The 16615-nt window shown below is 73.4% G+C and carries 15 protein-coding genes; 5 read left to right on the top strand and 10 right to left on the bottom strand.

Annotated elements, in window-relative coordinates; all coding sequences use genetic code 11:
- Positions 1 to 40 precede the first annotated feature (40 nt).
- Positions 41 to 583 carry a hypothetical protein gene (locus ACFYYB_RS08845; protein WP_389434106.1) on the bottom strand — a complete coding sequence of 181 codons (543 nt, stop codon included), beginning with the start codon at positions 581 to 583 and terminating at the stop codon, positions 41 to 43.
- A 165-nt stretch (positions 584 to 748) separates the two neighbouring features.
- On the opposite strand from ACFYYB_RS08845, the gene ACFYYB_RS08840 reads away from it, so the two are divergent.
- Together ACFYYB_RS08840 and ACFYYB_RS08835 are read left to right on the top strand one after the other, a co-directional pair.
- Complete coding sequence (locus ACFYYB_RS08840) at positions 749 to 1471, top strand: DUF998 domain-containing protein (RefSeq protein ID WP_389434104.1); 723 nt, start codon at positions 749 to 751, stop codon at positions 1469 to 1471.
- The gene (locus ACFYYB_RS08835) at positions 1468 to 2373 is read left to right on the top strand and encodes an alpha/beta fold hydrolase (RefSeq protein WP_389434103.1); all 906 of its coding nucleotides are present in this window, start codon (positions 1468 to 1470) and stop codon (positions 2371 to 2373) included. Before ACFYYB_RS08840 ends, ACFYYB_RS08835 begins: the two co-directional genes overlap by 4 nt.
- Here the strand turns inward: ACFYYB_RS08835 and ACFYYB_RS08830 are convergent.
- From ACFYYB_RS08830 to ACFYYB_RS08815, 4 genes are all read right to left on the bottom strand, one after another.
- The gene (locus ACFYYB_RS08830; protein WP_327307020.1) at positions 2370 to 2789 is read right to left on the bottom strand and encodes a CBS domain-containing protein; all 420 of its coding nucleotides are present in this window, start codon (positions 2787 to 2789) and stop codon (positions 2370 to 2372) included. The genes ACFYYB_RS08835 and ACFYYB_RS08830 overlap by 4 nt on opposite strands.
- 197 nt (positions 2790 to 2986) lie before the next feature.
- On the bottom strand, positions 2987 to 3676 hold the full coding sequence (locus ACFYYB_RS08825) for a DUF305 domain-containing protein (RefSeq protein ID WP_389434969.1): 690 nt from the start codon (positions 3674 to 3676) through the stop codon (positions 2987 to 2989).
- Between the two features lie 23 nt (positions 3677 to 3699).
- Positions 3700 to 4353: a DUF3105 domain-containing protein gene (locus ACFYYB_RS08820; protein ID WP_389434102.1), complete on the bottom strand. Its 654-nt coding sequence runs from the start codon at positions 4351 to 4353 to the stop codon at positions 3700 to 3702.
- Between the two features lie 106 nt (positions 4354 to 4459).
- Positions 4460 to 4861 carry a hypothetical protein gene (locus tag ACFYYB_RS08815; protein ID WP_389434100.1) on the bottom strand — a complete coding sequence of 134 codons (402 nt, stop codon included), beginning with the start codon at positions 4859 to 4861 and terminating at the stop codon, positions 4460 to 4462.
- 172 nt (positions 4862 to 5033) lie between these two features.
- Here ACFYYB_RS08815 and glnA point away from each other — a divergent pair, with 172 nt between their 5' ends.
- Both glnA and ACFYYB_RS08805 read left to right on the top strand, forming a co-directional pair.
- Entirely contained in the window at positions 5034 to 6395 is a 1362-nt protein-coding gene (gene glnA, locus ACFYYB_RS08810) for a type I glutamate--ammonia ligase (protein WP_243329674.1), read from the top strand.
- A 233-nt stretch (positions 6396 to 6628) separates the two neighbouring features.
- Entirely contained in the window at positions 6629 to 6994 is a 366-nt protein-coding gene (locus tag ACFYYB_RS08805) for a hypothetical protein (protein WP_389434099.1), read from the top strand.
- A 201-nt stretch (positions 6995 to 7195) separates the two neighbouring features.
- Here the strand turns inward: ACFYYB_RS08805 and ACFYYB_RS08800 are convergent, their stop codons facing one another.
- From ACFYYB_RS08800 to ACFYYB_RS08780, 5 genes are all read right to left on the bottom strand, one after another.
- Entirely contained in the window at positions 7196 to 7438 is a 243-nt protein-coding gene (locus ACFYYB_RS08800) for a TM2 domain-containing protein (RefSeq protein ID WP_266909300.1), read from the bottom strand.
- A gap of 127 nt (positions 7439 to 7565) precedes the next feature.
- A complete protein-coding gene (locus tag ACFYYB_RS08795) occupies positions 7566 to 8021 on the bottom strand; it encodes a DUF2752 domain-containing protein (RefSeq protein ID WP_389434098.1) in 456 nt (151 codons plus the stop codon).
- Positions 8022 to 8133: 112 nt separating this feature from the next.
- Complete coding sequence (locus tag ACFYYB_RS08790; protein WP_389434097.1) at positions 8134 to 8511, bottom strand: hypothetical protein; 378 nt, start codon at positions 8509 to 8511, stop codon at positions 8134 to 8136.
- A gap of 175 nt (positions 8512 to 8686) precedes the next feature.
- The gene (locus tag ACFYYB_RS08785; protein ID WP_389434096.1) at positions 8687 to 10780 is read right to left on the bottom strand and encodes a PIG-L family deacetylase; all 2094 of its coding nucleotides are present in this window, start codon (positions 10778 to 10780) and stop codon (positions 8687 to 8689) included.
- 247 nt (positions 10781 to 11027) lie between these two features.
- Complete coding sequence (locus ACFYYB_RS08780; RefSeq protein WP_389434095.1) at positions 11028 to 13310, bottom strand: PIG-L family deacetylase; 2283 nt, start codon at positions 13308 to 13310, stop codon at positions 11028 to 11030.
- Positions 13311 to 13549: 239 nt separating this feature from the next.
- Here ACFYYB_RS08780 and ACFYYB_RS08775 point away from each other — a divergent pair, with 239 nt between their 5' ends.
- Positions 13550 to 16537 (top strand): bifunctional [glutamine synthetase] adenylyltransferase/[glutamine synthetase]-adenylyl-L-tyrosine phosphorylase, encoded by a 2988-nt coding sequence (locus ACFYYB_RS08775; RefSeq protein ID WP_389434094.1) that lies wholly within the window; start codon positions 13550 to 13552, stop codon positions 16535 to 16537.
- The last annotated feature ends 78 nt before the right edge of the window (positions 16538 to 16615 follow it).

Genomic DNA, 16615 nt, shown 5'->3' with positions numbered 1-16615 from the left:
GCCGCCCCGCGGGCATGCGGGGGCGACGACGGAGCCCGGCCTATACGCGCAGCACCGTCAGCAGGGTGAGGAGTTCGCGGGGTGGTGGCGGGTCGGGACCGCCGGACCGGCCCGGCGCGCGTGCCGCGCCCCCGAGCGGCGCGGTACGGCGCGGGCCGGCCAGTCCGGCTCCGAGGACCAGCAGGGTGAGGGCGCCGAGCACGGCGAGACACACGGACATGGGGTCCATGCCGGTGTGCCGCGGGCCCGGGGCCCCGAAGGCGGTGACGGCGGTGACGGCGGTGGTGGCGGCGGTGGCCGCGGTGGTGACGGCCGAGGCCGCCGTGTCCTGCGCCATGTCCAGTGCGGTGTCCCGCCCGGTGTCCGCCCGCCCGGCGTCCGTCCGGCCGCCGTGCGCCGACCCGGACGGCGTATGGCCGCCCTGGGGAACGAAACGGACCGACGACACGTCCTCCATGGCGTGGGCCCGCGTCGGATGGCCCAGCGTGTGCATGCCCGCGATGCCCAGCAGCAGCGCCGCGAACAGCAGCAGCCGGGGCCACCGGACTGCCGGTCGCCGTGTGCGCGAGGCGGGTCGGGTCATGGGCGGAACCCTACCGGGGGTGGGTATCCGATCGAAGGACCGGGCCCGGCCGAGTTTAGGATTAGTCACACTATGTCCATAAAAGGTCCGCCGCTGAGTCAGTCGAATCCGCTGAAACCGCTCAAGCACCTGAAGCCCGTGAACTCCCGGAGATCCTGGAAGTCCGTGAACAGCTCCTCCGCCGCGACGGGCCCCTCCCGCACGTCCCGGACCGGCGTCCGCTCCGTGGCCCTCCTCATCGGGCTCGGCGCCGCCGCCTACACCGCGTGGGTCCTCGAAGTCGTCCTCTCCACGGGCCTCAACCCCGTCGAGACGTACGTCAGCGAGCTCGCGGCCCAGGACCAGCCGCTCGGCGGCCTGTTCCGGGCCACCGACTTCACCGCCGGCCTCCTCGTCCTCCTCGGCGGCCTCCTGGCCCTGCTCCGCCTCGCCCGCCGCGTCGAACCCCGCCGCCTCTGGTCCGTCGCCGGCTGGTCCGGGATCACCCTCTTCGGCGCCGCCACCGCGGCGGACGCCTGGCTGCCGCTGAGCTGCACGCCGACCGTGGACCCCGAATGCGCGGCGCGGGAGACCGCCGGGCTGGTCCCCGCCACCCATCAGGCACACGCCGTCAGCAGCAGCCTCGCCATGATGGGAGCGCTCGTCGGGATCGTGGCCCTCACGCTCGCCGCCCGCCGCTACGGCCTCCACGCCCCGCTCGCGCGGTTCGGGCCCGCGCTCGTCGTGCTCGAACTGCTCGCCACCGCCTGGACCCTGGCCTCCATCGCCCTGTTCACCGCCGGGCACGGCACCTGGGCGCTCGGCGCCGGGCAGCGGCTCCAGGTGCTGCTCGTGGCCGTCTGGCTGGGCCTGCTCGCGTACTCCGTCCACCGGGAACGCCGTACGTGAGCGGGCGTCCGGCCGCGCCCGCGCCCGCCCCCGGGAGGTTCGTACGGCTCTCCGCCGACGGGGTGCCGCTGCACGTCCTCGTGGAGGGCTCCGGACCGCCGGTCGTCCTCAGCGCCGGGCTGGCCATGGCCTGGTTCGACTGGGACCAGGTGGCGGAGCTGCTCGTCGCCGCGGGCCGTACCGTCGTCCGCTTCGACCGGCCCGGGCACGGGCTGAGCGGCCCCGCCGTGCGGCCGCCGAGCGCCGCGGGGGAGGCGCACCGGATCGCCGGGCTGCTGGACGCCCTGGGGCTGGGCGCCGAGCGGGTCACCGTGGCCGGGCACTCCCTGGCCGGGTTCCACGCCGAGGCCTTCGCCCGGCTGTACCCCGGGCGCACCGCCGCCCTGGTGCTGGTCGACGGCAGCGTGGAAGAGGGACCGCTCCGTACGGTCCTGCCGGCCGGGCTGCGCACCGGCGCCGCCCGGGTGCTCGGCCGGGCCGTGACCGCCGTCGGGCTGCCGGCCGCGCTGGGGCCCTGGGCCCGGCGGGCGGCCGTACGGGCGTCCCGCGCGGGCGGCGGGGACCCGGCCCCGCGGGATCTCGTACGCCGCTGCTACCGGACCGGGCGGGTCTGGCGCGGAGCCCTGCTGGAGAACTCCCGCTACCTCGACGCGGCCGCCGAGGTACGGGCGCTGCGCGCGGAGCTGCCGCTGAGCGCGCCCGTCACCGTGCTGGCCGGCCACGACCCCGGCGCGCGCCGCCCGGACCTGGCCTGGCGGGCCCGCCAAGCGGCGCTGGCCGACGCGCTGGGCGCCCGGTTCGTGGTCGCGGAGCCGGCCGGACACCTGGTCATGCTGGACCGCCCGCACCACGTGGCGCGGGCGGTCCTGTACGCGGCGGCCCGGGCCGGGGAGACGGACTAGCCCCGGGCGTAGACCTTCTCGGCCCAGCCGGCTATCTGCTCGTCCGACAGGTGCTTGGCCAGGTCGGCCTCGCTGATCATCCCGACCAGCCGCTTGTTGTCGATGACGGGGAGCCGGCGGATCTGGTGGCTCTGCATCTCCTCCAGGACCTCCGAGACGTCCGCGCCCGCGTCGATCCAGCGCGGGGTGCCCTGGGCCATGTCGCCGGCCGTGATCTTCGACGGGTCGTGCCCCTTGGCCACACAGCCGATGACGATGTCGCGGTCGGTCAGGATGCCGCAGAGGCGTTCGTTGGAGTCGCTGATGGGCAGTGCGCCCACATTGAGGCGGCTCATCAGCTGAGCGGCCCGGTCCAGGGTCTCGGTGGCGGGGATCCACTGGGCCCCGGGGTGCATGATCTCTCCGGCGGTGGTCATCGCGTAAACCTCCTGAGCACGCCGTAGCGGCCGGACGCGGGTGCGCCCGCCTCGGCGTCCTCATCCTCATTCGCCCGTTCGGCCCCCGCGACTCCAGACGGATGGGGGTGGGCCGTACGGGTGACCCCCGGACCCCGTGCCCCAAGCGGCGGCGGGGCCGGAGTCGCCTCGTGGGTGACATCCGGCCCCGCCGACGGTCAGCCCGCTGTCGGGGGCTGCGCGCCGCGTTGTTTCAGCATGTCCGCCATCAGCTGGAGCTCCGACTGCTGGGCCTCGACCATGCCCTGCGCCAGTGCCCGTTCGGTCGGGTCGACGCACTGGGCGGCGCATCCCTCGGCCATGGCGACGCCGCCCTTGTGGTGGTCGGTCATCAGGCGCAGGTAGAGCACCTCGGCGTCCCGGCCCTCGGCGGAGCCGAGCTGCGCCAGCTCCTCCTTGGTGGCCATGCCGGGCATCAGCGCGCCGGGCTTGGTGACGGTCCCGCCCATGGAGTGGCCCGCCATGCCGCCGTGCCCGGAGCCGCCGGAGCCGTCCGTGCCCATCCAGGACATCGGCGGCTCGTCGGCCACGACCTTCGGCAGGCCCCACATGTCCAGCCAGCCCAGCAGCATGCCGCGCTGGTTGGCCTGGGTGTTGGCGATGTCGTAGGCGAGGACCCGTACCGGCTCGTCCTTCGTGCGGTCGCGCACGATGAAGGACATCTCCACCGCCTGCTGGTGGTGCACCGCCATGTCCCGGGCGAAGCCCGCGTCGGCGGAGTAGAGCCCCGGCGTACGGGAGGACGCGGGAGCGGAATCGGCGCCCCCCGCGGTGGCGACCGTGGCCCCCACGGCGAAGAGCAGCGCCAGGCCCACGGCCGAGCCCGCGACCCAGTACGTACGGGTCACGGAGCCCTTGCCGGCCGTACGGGTCACTTGTCGGCCAGCCCGTTCGTGCAGGCCGCGCCCGGCTCGGGGGTCTGCGGGCCCGTCACGTACTTGGTGAGGAACGCCGCCACGCGGGCGTCGTCCGCCTTGTCCACGGTCAGCTGCTTGCCCCAGGCGCTGAGCATGATCGTGCCGGCCTGCTCCTTGACGGGGCTCATCAGCGTGTACGGGCGCTTGGACACCGTGGCGGCGAGCTTCTCGACGTCGGCCGGGGCGGCCTTCTCGTTGTAGGTCACCCACACGGCGCCGTGCTCGAGCGAGTGCACGGCGTTGATCTCGGGGATCGGGTTCTTGTAGACGTCGCCGTTGCAGTTCATCCAGCGGGGGTTGTGGTCCCCGCCGACCGGCGGGGTCATCTCGTACTTCACCGGGGTCTCGACGTGCTTGCGGCCGAGCTTCTTGGCGTCCCAGCTCTGCTCGCCGGCGACCGGCGCCTTGAGGGCGGCCTCCTCGGCTTCCTTCTTGTTCTGCTGGTCGATCATCACCCAGGCGCCGAAGCCGATGAGCCCGGTGACGATGGCGGCCGACGCGGTGATCGCGATGGCCTTGTTGCGCCGGTCGCGCGACTGGTCGGCGCGGCGCATCTCGGCTATCCGCGCCTGGCGGGAGCTGTTGGTTTCGGAGTTCCTGCTGGCCATGGCCCTGAATCCTTTTGCTGAGGGGGGTGGGGTGGGGAGAACGCGCTGCCTGGACGCGTGCTGCCGGAGGAGCACGCGCTGCCCGGGCACTGCCGAACCGGACCGGTCAGGTCCGCAGCACCTGGAGGGCGTACAGGTCGGGGCCGCGCGCGAGCGCCGAAGGGGGCCGGATCCCCTGCGCCGGCGCGAGGTGCGCGGCGGGCGCGGGCGCCCCGCCGGCCACCGGGACCGCGGGCGGCGCCGGGGGCAGGAGTCCGGGCAGGACGTGCGAGAGCGGGGAGCAGCCGGGCCGGTCGTACGGCGCCACGCAGACGGCGCGGTGCGCACCGGCGGTGTGGGCGGCGTGCCCGGCGCGCGCACCCGGGCCGGCGGCGGCCGGATCCCCGGCGCCGGCCGCCCGGCACAGGAACGCCGTGCCGGCCAGCACCCCGAAGGCCATCAGGAGGGCGGCACGCCGGAGCAGCGGACGTCTCCGACGTCCTCGCTCGTCCCGCGCATGGCCCCCCATGGGCGCCGATGGTAATGCTCATGACCGACCCAAGGTCAGTGCGGGGGTGCCACCGGCTTCCCGGGGTGCGTAATCTGGCGGAAACCACCGCTGGCGATACTGGGGCGGCCCGACTGTGCCCGTGCCCTCGCGGCAGTGGTGCACAGGCCGCCTGAACTGCGAGGATGAAGCCATGGACAAGCAGCAGGAATTCGTCCTCCGGACGCTCGAGGAGCGCGACATCCGCTTCGTGCGCCTGTGGTTCACCGACGTACTGGGCTTCCTGAAGTCCGTCGCGGTCGCGCCGGCGGAGCTGGAACAGGCCTTTGACGAGGGCATCGGGTTCGACGGCTCGGCGATCGAGGGATTCGCACGGGTCTACGAGTCCGACATGATCGCCAAGCCGGACCCGAGCACCTTCCAGATACTGCCGTGGCGCGCGGAGGCCCCCGGAACGGCGCGGATGTTCTGCGACATCCTGATGCCGGACGGCTCGCCCTCCTACGCGGACCCGCGCTACGTCCTCAAGCGCATCCTGAACAAGACCTCCGACCTGGGCTTCACCTTCTACACTCACCCGGAGATCGAGTTCTTCCTGCTGAAGGACAAGCCGCTGGACGGCACCCGGCCCACCCCGGCCGACAACTCGGGCTATTTCGACCACACCCCGCAGAACGTCGGCATGGACTTCCGCCGCCAGGCGATCACGATGCTCGAATCCATGGGCATCTCGGTCGAGTTCAGCCACCACGAGGGCGCTCCCGGCCAGCAGGAGATCGACCTGCGCTACGCCGACGCCCTCTCGACGGCAGACAACATCATGACCTTCCGCCTGGTCATGAAGCAGGTCGCCCTGGAACAGGGCGTCCAGGCCACCTTCATGCCGAAGCCCTTCTCGGAGTACCCCGGTTCGGGCATGCACACCCACCTCTCCCTCTTCGAGGGCGACCGCAACGCCTTCTACGAGTCGGGCGCCGAGTACCAGCTCTCCAAGGTCGGCCGCTCCTTCATCGCGGGCCTCCTCAAGCACGCCGCCGAAACGGCCGCGGTCACCAACCAGTGGGTGAACTCCTACAAGCGCATCTGGGGCGGCTCCTCGCGCACCGCCGGCTCCGGCGGCGAGGCCCCCTCGTACATCTGCTGGGGCCACAACAACCGTTCGGCCCTGATCCGGGTCCCGATGTACAAGCCGGGCAAGACGGGCTCCTCCCGCGTGGAGGTCCGCTCGATCGACTCGGGCGCCAACCCGTACCTCACGTACGCCGTCCTGCTGGCCGCGGGCCTCAAGGGCATCGAGGAGGGCTACGAACTCCCGGCCGGCGCCGACGACGACGTCTGGGCCCTCTCCGACGCGGAACGCCGCGCGATGGGCATCGAACCCCTCCCGCAGAACCTCGGCGAGGCCATCGCCCTGATGGAACGCAGCGAACTGGTCGCCGAAACCCTCGGCGAGCACGTCTTCGACTTCTTCCTGCGTAACAAGAAGCAGGAGTGGGAGGAGTACCGCTCGGAGGTCACGGCCTTCGAACTCCGCAAGATGATGCCGGTGCTGTAACCGCGGGACAGCAGCACTCTCAGAATTTTCCGACGCTCAGGGCCGGTGGTCGATGACCACCGGCCCTGAGCCGTCTCACCCCTCATGGGCCGGCTGTGGGCCGTCGGCCGTCGCTCCGTTGGCGACGGGCGAGGACGTTTCGGGCAGGCCCGAAATGTTGGTGCTTCGGCCGCCGAGGCGCCCAGACTCGTGGCACGAAGGGAAGCACCCTTCCGGACCGATGGGGGAGAGAGATGCGTAAGCGCGCATTGGCTCGTGGCCTTGGCGTTGGCTTCGGCATGGCGCTGGCCGTCAGCCTGAACATCACTCCGGCTTCGGCAGCTTGGGGGCTGCAGCTGAACGACTGGGGCGCCGGCGCCGTGAGTGACGATCGCTACGGAGTCTCGGCTTGCGACGGCAAGGCGGACAACCGCGGGATCCGAACGGAGTACGTCACCAGCAACGGTGGCTTCGACCACGTCGGCGATGCCAACGGGTCTGCCGGCGGCTGTGGCAGCGAGCGGAGCTTCGACGGATACCCGATCAGTGCGTTCCGCGTCTGCGCGAGGAACTCGTCGACCGGCCAGGACCTCGGATGCACCAACTGGGGCTGGATCTGAGCGGTTCGTACTGCTGTGAACCGTGCCGGAGCCACCTCGACAGCCGAGAGACCCCGGCACGATGCACGCCGCAGCGAGGTCACGGCCTTCGAACTCCGCAAGGTGATGCCGGTCTTGTAGGGCCAAGGCGGCAGGGCGCATACGCGTACGGCCGGCCCCCTCGGTCTTGAGGGGGCCGGCCGTACGGCGTTACCGGACACGTCAGGCGCGCAGCACGCGGCCCGCCTTGTCGGTGCGGTCGTCCTTGACCAGGAACAGGATGCCGTCGATCAGGGCCCAGAAGCCGAGGCCGCCGCAGGTGAGCAGCTGGGCGATGGCCATGCCGGTGTGGCCGGTGTAGAAACGGCCGATGCCGAGGCCGCCGAGGAAGATCTGCAGGAGACCGGCCACCAGCTTGGACTTGTCGGAGTACGGCTGGCCGTTCGGGGCGATGTTCTGGGACATGCGAAAGCTCCTAGTGAAACTGCTGTTCAGCGGGGACGTGTGCCACGACCGAGGGTCGTAGCGGAACTACTGACCTGCCACGGACGTGCATGGTTGCCCTGCTGCCGGCAACGTGATCAACCCGTGATCACATGACCGCATTGCGGACGACCGCCCAGGTCAGGGCGACCCCAACGATCGCAGCCTGTCCCCGGACTCCGATCGCCGGGTGGTACTTCCGCCCGCGGAGGCCTTCGGTGACCCAGCGGGCGTAGAGGAAGAGGGCGAGCGGCAGCCCCAGCAGGAACAGCACCGCGTTGTCGTGGAAGGCCGCGGCGAAGTCGCCGTGCAGGAGGTCGTAACACATCCGGCTCGCGCCGCAGGCCGGACAGAGCAGGCCCGTCAGCCAGTTGAACGGGCAGCGGGGGAGCCAGTGGCCGGGCTCGTGCGGATTGGTGCCCCAGAGGTACGCGGCTCCCGCGCCCAGCACCGCGAGGGAGGCGAGCGGAGCCGCCGCCGGCCGGCGGAGCGGCGAGGTGCGCGGCCTCGGCCCGCCGGGGGAACCCTGGTTCCGTCCGCGGGTGTCCGGCGGGTCGGCCGACATGGGTGCTCTCTCCTTGACGTGCCCGCACGTGGTCGGGTGCGGGCAACCGGAGGATCATCCTCGCACCGGGGCTCCGCCCGGTGTCGGCCGGGCCGCTACTCGGCCGGGCCCGCTACTCGGCCGGAGGATGCCCTCCGGGAGCCTGCCCTCCAGGCGGGGAGTCGGGCGGGTCGTTCGCCGGGGGACCGTCGGCGGGCGGCAGCCCTGCCCGGGCGCGGACCATCTCCGCTTGGGCGCGCACCATGTCGGCCTCCGCGCGGACCCGATCGGCCTCGCTCTGCCCGCGGGCCTGGACGAGTTTGGCCAGGCCCGTGAGGATGCCGCCGGTGAGGACGCCGATCACGGTCCCGATGCTGACGATCGACGCCACGACGGCAGGAGTGTCCGAGGGCCCGAGAGCGTTCTCCCGGTAGCTCTCCAGCAGACTCCGCACACTGATCCAGGCGATGCCCAGGAGCGAGAGCAGCAGGAGGCCGATCAGGGTCCTCAACCGCCCGTGGTCCCGGTCTGCCGTCCCGTAGGTCGCAACACGCCGGGCAAGTCGGTCGGCGGCCATCCCGTCCCCGCTCCCTCGTTTCCGTGAGCGGCTCAATTTACTTCAGGCGGACGGTCGTTGTCCCGGCGGGTGCGGCGCCGGACAGTCGGTCGCCGTTCCCCGCTCAGGCCTACGCCGGCGGTACCGCGCGGTGCCAGGCGGTGCGGTTCGCGGTGGCGGTCGGGGTGCTGACGTGGAGTTCGGCGTCCAGGCCGAGGACCGCGAGGGTCGTCGCGCCACCCGCCTCCTGGATGCCCGCCGGGGCGCCCGCGTAGAGCATCTGGGACTCCGTCCACGCCGGCGGACCGCCGAGGCCCGTCGCGGCGACGGTGCCCCGGTCGGCGCGGCCCGTGATGAGGCGGCCCGCCACGCCCACCGCGCCGTAGCCGGCCCGGCCGCCGGTCTCCGTGACGCTGGAGACCGTGGGCTTCGGCGCGCCGGGCGCCGCCGTGACCAGGGCCGTGCGGACGACCCCCGAGTCGGGGCGCCGGAAGTACAGCCGGACACCCGCCCCTTCCGGGGTGGCGGTGAGGGGGATGGTGGTGGCCGGGAGCCCGGTCGGGACGGGACCGCCCAGGGGTGCGCCGGGGGCGGGCTGGATCCAGGCCAGCACCGACTGGGTGGTGGCGGCGTAGACGTGCCGGCGCCCCGCGGAGTCGGTGGCCGTCACCGGGTCGGACTGGAGGTCGGCGCCCCCCAGCTGCTGCCAGCCGCCGAAGGCGCCCGAGGGTTCCTGGGTGCGGGCGCGCAGGGTGCGCTTGGAGTCGCGGACGTACACCGTCAGCAGCCCGTCCGGGCCGGCGACCACCGCGGGCGCGCTGATCGAGGAGGTACCGCCGTCGTCCCGGGTCTCCGGGGTGCCGAGCGCGACCCAGGCCCCGAACGGACCGCCGGGCGTGGACTGGGCGGCGTAGACGATCTCGCGCCGGTAGTCCTGCGGACGGGTGCCGAAGCTGGTGCGGCTGGCGAAGACGGCGACGCGCCCGTCGGGGAGGCGGGCGGTGGTCGCGCCCGGGTCGATGCCGGTGCCCGGCAGCAGCGCCGGGCCCTGCCAGGCGGCGCCGGGGCCGATGCCGGCCCCGCGGGTCCAGACGGCCATCTGTCCGTCGAGGACGCCGAAGGCGTACAGCCGGCCGGTCGTGCCCTGCACCAGCCAGGAGGAGTGGTCGGCGCGGGCGTACCGCAGCGACTGGGCCCAGTTGTGGCCGGTCGGGCTGCCCGCGACCTTGCGGTCGCCGCAGCCGGAGGGCGAGCCGCAGTAGTTCTGCCGGTCCTGCCACGCGTACGTCTTCAGGTAGGCGAGCTTCGCCTGCACCGTCTGCGGGTCCAGCGTGTGCGGCAGGGCGCCGTTGTGGTAGCCGACGTAGTTCTGCACGGCGAAGCGGGGACGCTGCCCGACCGGGACCCGCGCGGCGTACGAGGCGGCCGCGGCCTGCGCGAACCGCGCCCCGTACATGTGGTCCTGATGGTCGGTGAGCCTGCCGGTGCCGGGGTACCGGCCCGGTGACGGGTCCTGCATCCGTATCGTCGTCGGCTTGTACCGCTCCAGGATCCCCGATATCGCCGCCACCACCTGGTCCTTGGTGTACGCGGGCGACAGCTTGACCGGAGTGCCGGCGGTGAGCTGCCGGGGGAGCGCCGGTATCCGGCCGTTCCACAGGCCGCGCAGGCTGTCGGGGCTGTCGGCGAGCGGGGCGCGGGCCTCGCGCATCTGCAGCCAGACCAGGTTGATCTGCGGCTTCGCCATGAGGACGTCCAGCTCGGCGTTGCCGCCGCCCGCGGTGGGGATGACCGTGCGCTTCCAGGGGCTGGTGCGGTCGCCGGTGGCCATCTGCGCGTAGGCGGCGCGTATGCCGTTCTGGCGGGCTTCCGCGTAGTGGCTGAGGTCGGCGGGCTGCGCCGGGTCCTTGGCCGCGCCGCCGTTGGCCTGGTTGCGGCCGTCGGACTCGCCGGAGGTGAGGTAGAGGGTGGTGAGCGGGGTGCCGGACAGCAGGGAGCGGCTGATGTCCGGGTTCATGAAGAACAGGTCGTCGTCCGGGTGGGCGACGATCTGGACGATCGAGCCCCCGGTGGCGCTCGCCTGGACGGCGGTCTTGGAGCCCGTGCCGGGGACGGCCTCGGCCGCGGTCTGCTGGCCGGAGGCGACGGCGAGCGCGCCGGTGACTCCGATGGTCAGCATCGGGACCACGGTCGCGAGGAGGAAACGTCGACGGGATACGGGCATGAGTGGCGGCGCCTTGGGTCGTTCGGCAGGAAGAACCGGGTGAAGCTATCGGACAGTCAGTGAGAGTCCAATTCGGGCAAGTTGGTTCACTCGGATCACCGTGAATTCCGATTTGTCGAAACGGCCGACCCGTGTGCGGCCTGCGGGCGGTTCCTACGTGACGGACGTCACGCGGGTGCGGGCCACCAAAAAACGCCCCCGTGGGGGGCGTTGATCGGTCGCGTGCCCGCGGGCGCCGGCCGGGCGGTCAGGGCGCGTCGTTCGGCGGCCCCACCGGCTGCCACGGAGCCAGGTGCGCGTTCGGGTCGTCCGCCGCCGAGGTCACGTACAGCCGCCCGTCGAGCCCCATGACCGCCAGGTTCACCGTGCTCTTGCCGTTCAGCGTAGAGGAGGGTGCCCCGACGAACATCAGCGGCGACCGCTCCCAGGGGCGGCCCGGGCCGATGTCCGAGCCCAGCCGCCCACCCGCCGCCCGCCCGGCCAGCAGCCGGCCGCTCGCCGTCACCGAGCCGAAGCCCGCCTGCCCGCCGAGGTCGGTGAGGCCCGTCACCTTCAGCCCGCCGCCCCCCGTGAACAGGGCGGTGGCGACCCCGCCCGAGTTCGGCTTGCGGAACCACAGCCGTACGCCGTCCTCCCGGCTCTGCGCCGTGATCGGCAGCGCCGGCGCCGGCAGCCCGGTCGCGGTGGCGGGGCCGAGCGGCGCGCCGGGCTTCGGCTGGGACCAGGCCAGCACGGTCTTGGTGGTCGCGGCGAGAACCACGCGCCGTCCGGCGGAGTCGGTCGCGGCGGCCGGACTGCCGTGCAGGTCGGAGCCGCCGTAGCGGTCCCACGGACCCCAGGTGCCGGCCGGGGACCGCACCCGCCCGCGCAGGGTGTACGCGCCGTCGCGCACGTAGACCGCGAGCCGCCCGGAGCCGTCGAGGGCCACCGCGGGGGCACTGATGTCGGAGGTCCAGTTCTCGTCGGAGGTCTCCGGAGTGCCGAGCGCCGTCCAGTCCCCGAACTCCTCGGAGCCGGGCGTCCGCTGCACCGTGTAGACGACCTCGCGCCGGTAGTCGGCGGGCTTGGCGCCGAAGGAGGTGCGGGTGCCGAAGGCGGCGATCCGGCCGTCGGTCAGCGTCACGGTGGAGATGCCCTGGTCCATGACGGTGCCGTTGGGTTCGGGGAGCAGCCGGGGGCCGCTCCAGGGGCCGAGCAGGCCGCCCCGGTGCCAGAGGGCGAGCTGCCCGTCGAGCACCTTGAACGCCCACAGCCCGTGCTCCTTGTCGGCGGCCAGCCAGGAGGTGGCGGTGCCGCGGGCGTAGTTGATGGAGGAGCTCCAGTGGTTGCCGGTCGGTTTGTCGGCGACCTTCAGGTCCCCGCAGCCGGCGGTGCTGCCGCAGTGGTTCTGCCGGTCGAGCCACGCATACGTGTCCAGGATGTTCAGTTTGGCCTTGGCCTCGTCGGGGTCGAGGGCGTTGGGGAGCCAGCCGTTGAAGTAGCCGAGGTAGTTCTGCACGGAGAAGTGCGGACGGTCCTTGACCTCCTTCGCGTAGGCGCCGAGCGCGAGCTGGACGAAGCGGGCACCGTAGAAATGGTCCTGATGGTCCGTGTAGTGCCTGCCGCCGTCGGGGTACCGGCCGGGCGTCGGGTCCTGGGAGCGGACGGTGGTCGGTTCGTACCGCGTCAGGATGCCGACGAGGGTCCGTACGACCTGGTCCTTGGTGTACGTGAACTGCTGCTTGACCGGGCTCCCGGAGGCGAGCATCGACTCCAGCCGGGGGACCTTGCCGTCCCAGAGGCCGTGCAGGCTGACCGGCCGCTCCGCCCAGACGTGACCGGCCTCGTGCATCTGCAGCCAGACGAGGTTGACCTGCGGCTTCGCGATGAGGACGTCGAGCTCGGCGTGGCCGCCGCCCTCGGTCGGCACGACCGTGCGCTTCCAGGGGCTGTCCCGGTCGCCGGTTGCCATCTGGGCGTAGGCGGAGCGGATGCCGTTCTGGCGGGCCTCGGCGTAGGCGGCCTTGTCGGGCGGGGTGACGGCCACCTCGGCCGCGCGCGCGTTGATCCCGTCGGCTTCGCCGGAGGTGAGGTAGACCGAGGTGACGGGATGGCCGGCCGCTATGGAATAGCGCAGGTCCGGGTTCATGAAGTAGAGGTCGTCGTCGGGGTGCGCCAGGACCTGGAGCACCCGGCCGGCGTCCGAGAGGGCCGCGGGGTCGGCGGCCCCGGAGGAGGTGCCCGCCGCCTTGCCGTCGGCGCCGTCAGGGTGGAGGAGGGCGTCGAGGGCCCCGTTCCCCCAGAGCAGCATCCCCCCGACGGCGGCGGCCACCGCAGCGGCGCCGACGGCCTTGACGATGCGCCCGCGCCGCCTGTGGGCCGCCGCGCGGCCCCGCCGGGTACGGGCATTGGCGCGGGCGCCGCGCGGACGGGAGCCCCGGCCGTCTCCGTGGTCGCCGCGGGAGCCGTCGTCGCAGCCGGAGCCGTCGCAGCCGGAGCCGTCGTCGCGCCGGGCGGAAGGTTCCTCGGCGGGGCGTTCGGGGTCGTGCATCGGGGTCCTCCGGGCCGGTCGGCGGGGAGCGGGCCCCATTGCGGCACAAGTGTGCCAAAAATCCGACAATACGCCCCACCGGCCCTGCGGTGAGTCGAACGACTGATCCGGCTAGGCTCTCCCCGGGCGGAACCGCGGCCCTGCCGACGGCGACACCCGCCGAAGGCGAGTGAGACCCCGCGAAACCGCCCGGCCAGGGCAGAGGCAAGGGCAGGCCGACGTACGCGGGAGGCGGCGGGATGACAGTCCCGGGACGCAGGAGCAGTACCTTCAGCCGGCTGCTGCGCAGCGGGTTCACCGACCCCTCGGCCGCCGCCCGGCTGCTCGACACCGACGCGCTGGCCGCCGTACGCGCCGATCCGGTGCTCCTCGACGCCCTCGGGGCCACCGCCGATCCCGACCTGGCCCTCCTCGGGCTGGTCCGCATCGCCGAGGCGCAGGCCCCCGAGGAACTGCCCGGCCTCCTCGACACCCTGGTCAGCGCCAAACCCCTGCGCGACCGCCTCCTCGGCGTGCTCGGCGCCTCCGAGGCCCTCGGCGACCACCTCGCCCGCCACCCCCGGGACTGGCAGGCCCTGGTCACCTACGAGGCGGCCGATCTGCACCCCGGGCTGCCCGAGTTCGAGAACGGGCTGGCCGGCGCCCACGACCCCGTCGAGCTGCGCGTCGCCTACCGCCGCTGTCTGCTCTCCATCGCCGCCCGCGACGTGTGCGGGACCATAGACGTGGCCCAGACCGCCGCCGAGCTCGCCGACCTGGCCACCGCCACCCTGCGCGCGGCCCTGCGCATCGCGACCGCCGCCGCACCCGAGGACGCGGCGATCTGCCGGCTCGCCGTCATCGCCATGGGCAAGTGCGGCGGCAACGAGCTGAACTACGTCTCCGACGTCGACGTCATCTTCGTCGGCGACGCGGCCCCCGGCGCCGACGAGGGCAAGGCCGTCCAGGCCGCCGCCCGGCTCGCCTCCCACCTCATGCGGATCTGCTCCGAGACCACCGTCGAAGGCACCATCTGGCCCGTCGACGCCAACCTCCGCCCCGAGGGCAGAAACGGTCCGCTCGTCCGCACCCTCGCCTCCCACCTCGCCTACTACCAGCGCTGGGCCAAGACCTGGGAGTTCCAGGCCCTCCTCAAGGCCCGCGCCGTCGCCGGCGACGAGGCGCTCGGCGTCGAGTACATCGCCGCCATAACTCCCCTCGTCTGGCAGGCCGCCGAGCGCGAGAACTTCGTCCCCGACGTCCAGCAGATGCGCCGCCGCGTCGTCGACAACATCCCCGCCGCCCAGGTCGAGCGCGAGCTGAAGCTCGGCCCCGGCGGCCTGCGCGACGTCGAGTTCGCCGTCCAGCTCCTCCAGCTCGTGCACGGCCGCTCCGACGCCACCCTGCGCTCCGGCACCACCCTCGACGCGCTCACCGCCCTCGCCGCCGGCGGCTACGTCGGGCGCACCGACGCCGCCCAACTGCACGACGCGTACCGCTTCCTGCGGGCCATGGAGCACCGCATCCAGCTCTACCGGCTGCGCCGCACCCACCTCGTCCCCGAGGACGAGGCCGACGTGCGGCGCTTGGGCCGCTCGCTGGGCCTGCGCACGGAACCCGTCGCCGAGCTCAACAAGGCCTGGCGCCGGCACGCCTCCGTGGTCCGCCGGCTGCACGAGAAGATCTTCTACCGGCCGCTCCTCGACGCCGTGGCCCAGCTCGCCCCCGGCGAGACCCGGCTCTCCCCGCGCGCCGCCGGCCAGCGCCTCGAAGCCCTCGGGTACGCCGACCCGGCCGCCGCCCTGCGCCACCTCGAAGCCCTGGCCTCCGGCGTCACCCGCGCCGCCGCCATCCAGCGCACCCTGCTGCCCGTGCTCCTCGGCTGGTTCGCCGACTCCGCCGACCCGGACGCGGGCCTGCTGAACTTCCGCAAGGTCTCCGACGCCCTCGGCAGGACCCCCTGGTACCTGCGCCTCCTGCGCGACGAGGGCGCCGCCGCCGAGAACCTCGCCCGGGTGCTCTCCGCCGGACGCCTCGCCCCCGACCTCCTCCTGCGCGCCCCCGAAGCCGTCGCCCTGCTGGGCGACCCCGAAGGCCTGGTTCCCCGTACCCACGAGGCGCTCGAACAGGAGGTGCTCGCCGCCGTCGGCCGCGCCGAGACCCCGGAGGCCGCCGTGGCCGCCGCCCGCGGAGTCCGCCGCCGCGAGCTGTTCCGCACCACCGCCGCCGACATCATCGGCTCCTACGGTACGGAGGACAGCCCGGCCGAGGAGGACCACGGAGCCCTGGTCGACCGGGTCGGCCGGGCCGTCTCGGAACTCACCGCCGCCACCGTCGCCGGAGCCCTGCGCGCCGCCGTCCAGAGCCACTGGGGCGACACCCTGCCCACCCGCTTCGCGGTCATCGGGGTGGGCCGCTTCGGCGGTCACGAGCTCGGCTACGGGTCCGACGCGGACGTCCTCTTCGTCCACGAGCCGCGCGAGGGCGTCGACGAACAGGAGGCCGCCAAGGCCGCCCACAGCGTCATCGCCGAGATGCGCAGGCTCCTCCAGCTGCCCACCGCCGACCCGCCGCTGCTCATCGACGCGGACCTGCGCCCCGAAGGCCGCTCCGGCCCCCTGGTCCGCACCCTGCCCTCCTACGCCGCCTACTACCGCCGCTGGTCCCTGACCTGGGAGTCCCAGGCCCTGCTGCGCGCCGAACCGGTGGCCGGTGACCTCGAACTCGGCCGGCGCTTCATCGACCTGATCGACCCCCTGCGCTACCCGATGGAAGGCCTCGGCGAGGACGCCGTCCGCGAGATCCGGCGCCTGAAGGCCCGGATGGAATCCGAACGCCTGCCCAGGGGCGCCGACCCCACCCTGCACACCAAACTGGGCCGCGGCGGCCTCAGCGACGTCGAATGGACCGTCCAGCTGATCCAGATGCGGCACGCCTGGGCGGAACCGGGCCTGCGCACGACCCGCACCCGCGAGGCCCTGGCCGCCGCGCACGCGGCCGGCCTGATCCCCACCGAGGAGGCGCAGATCCTGGACGAGGCCTGGGTCCTGGCCACCCGGGTCCGCAACGCCGTGATGCTGGTCCGCGGCCGCGCGGGCGACACCTTCCCCTCGGAGGCCCGCGAACTGGCCGCGGTCGGCCGCTACCTCGGCTACGCGGAGGGCACGGTCGGCGACATGCTGGAGGATTACCGCCGCATCACCCGCCGCGCACGGGGCGTGGTGGACGAACTGTTCTACGCGGGCTGACGGGCCGTCTTCGGCCGGTGCGTGGCGGGGCCCCGCCGCCGACCCCTGTACGGCGGCGGGGCCCCGGGCACCCGGCTG

Source organism: Streptomyces sp. NPDC002886 (genome assembly GCF_042888445.1).
Classification (GTDB): Bacteria; Actinomycetota; Actinomycetes; order Streptomycetales; family Streptomycetaceae; genus Streptomyces.
The sequence above is the reverse complement of the archived record's forward strand: the minus strand, read 5'-3'. Positions and strand labels throughout refer to the sequence as shown.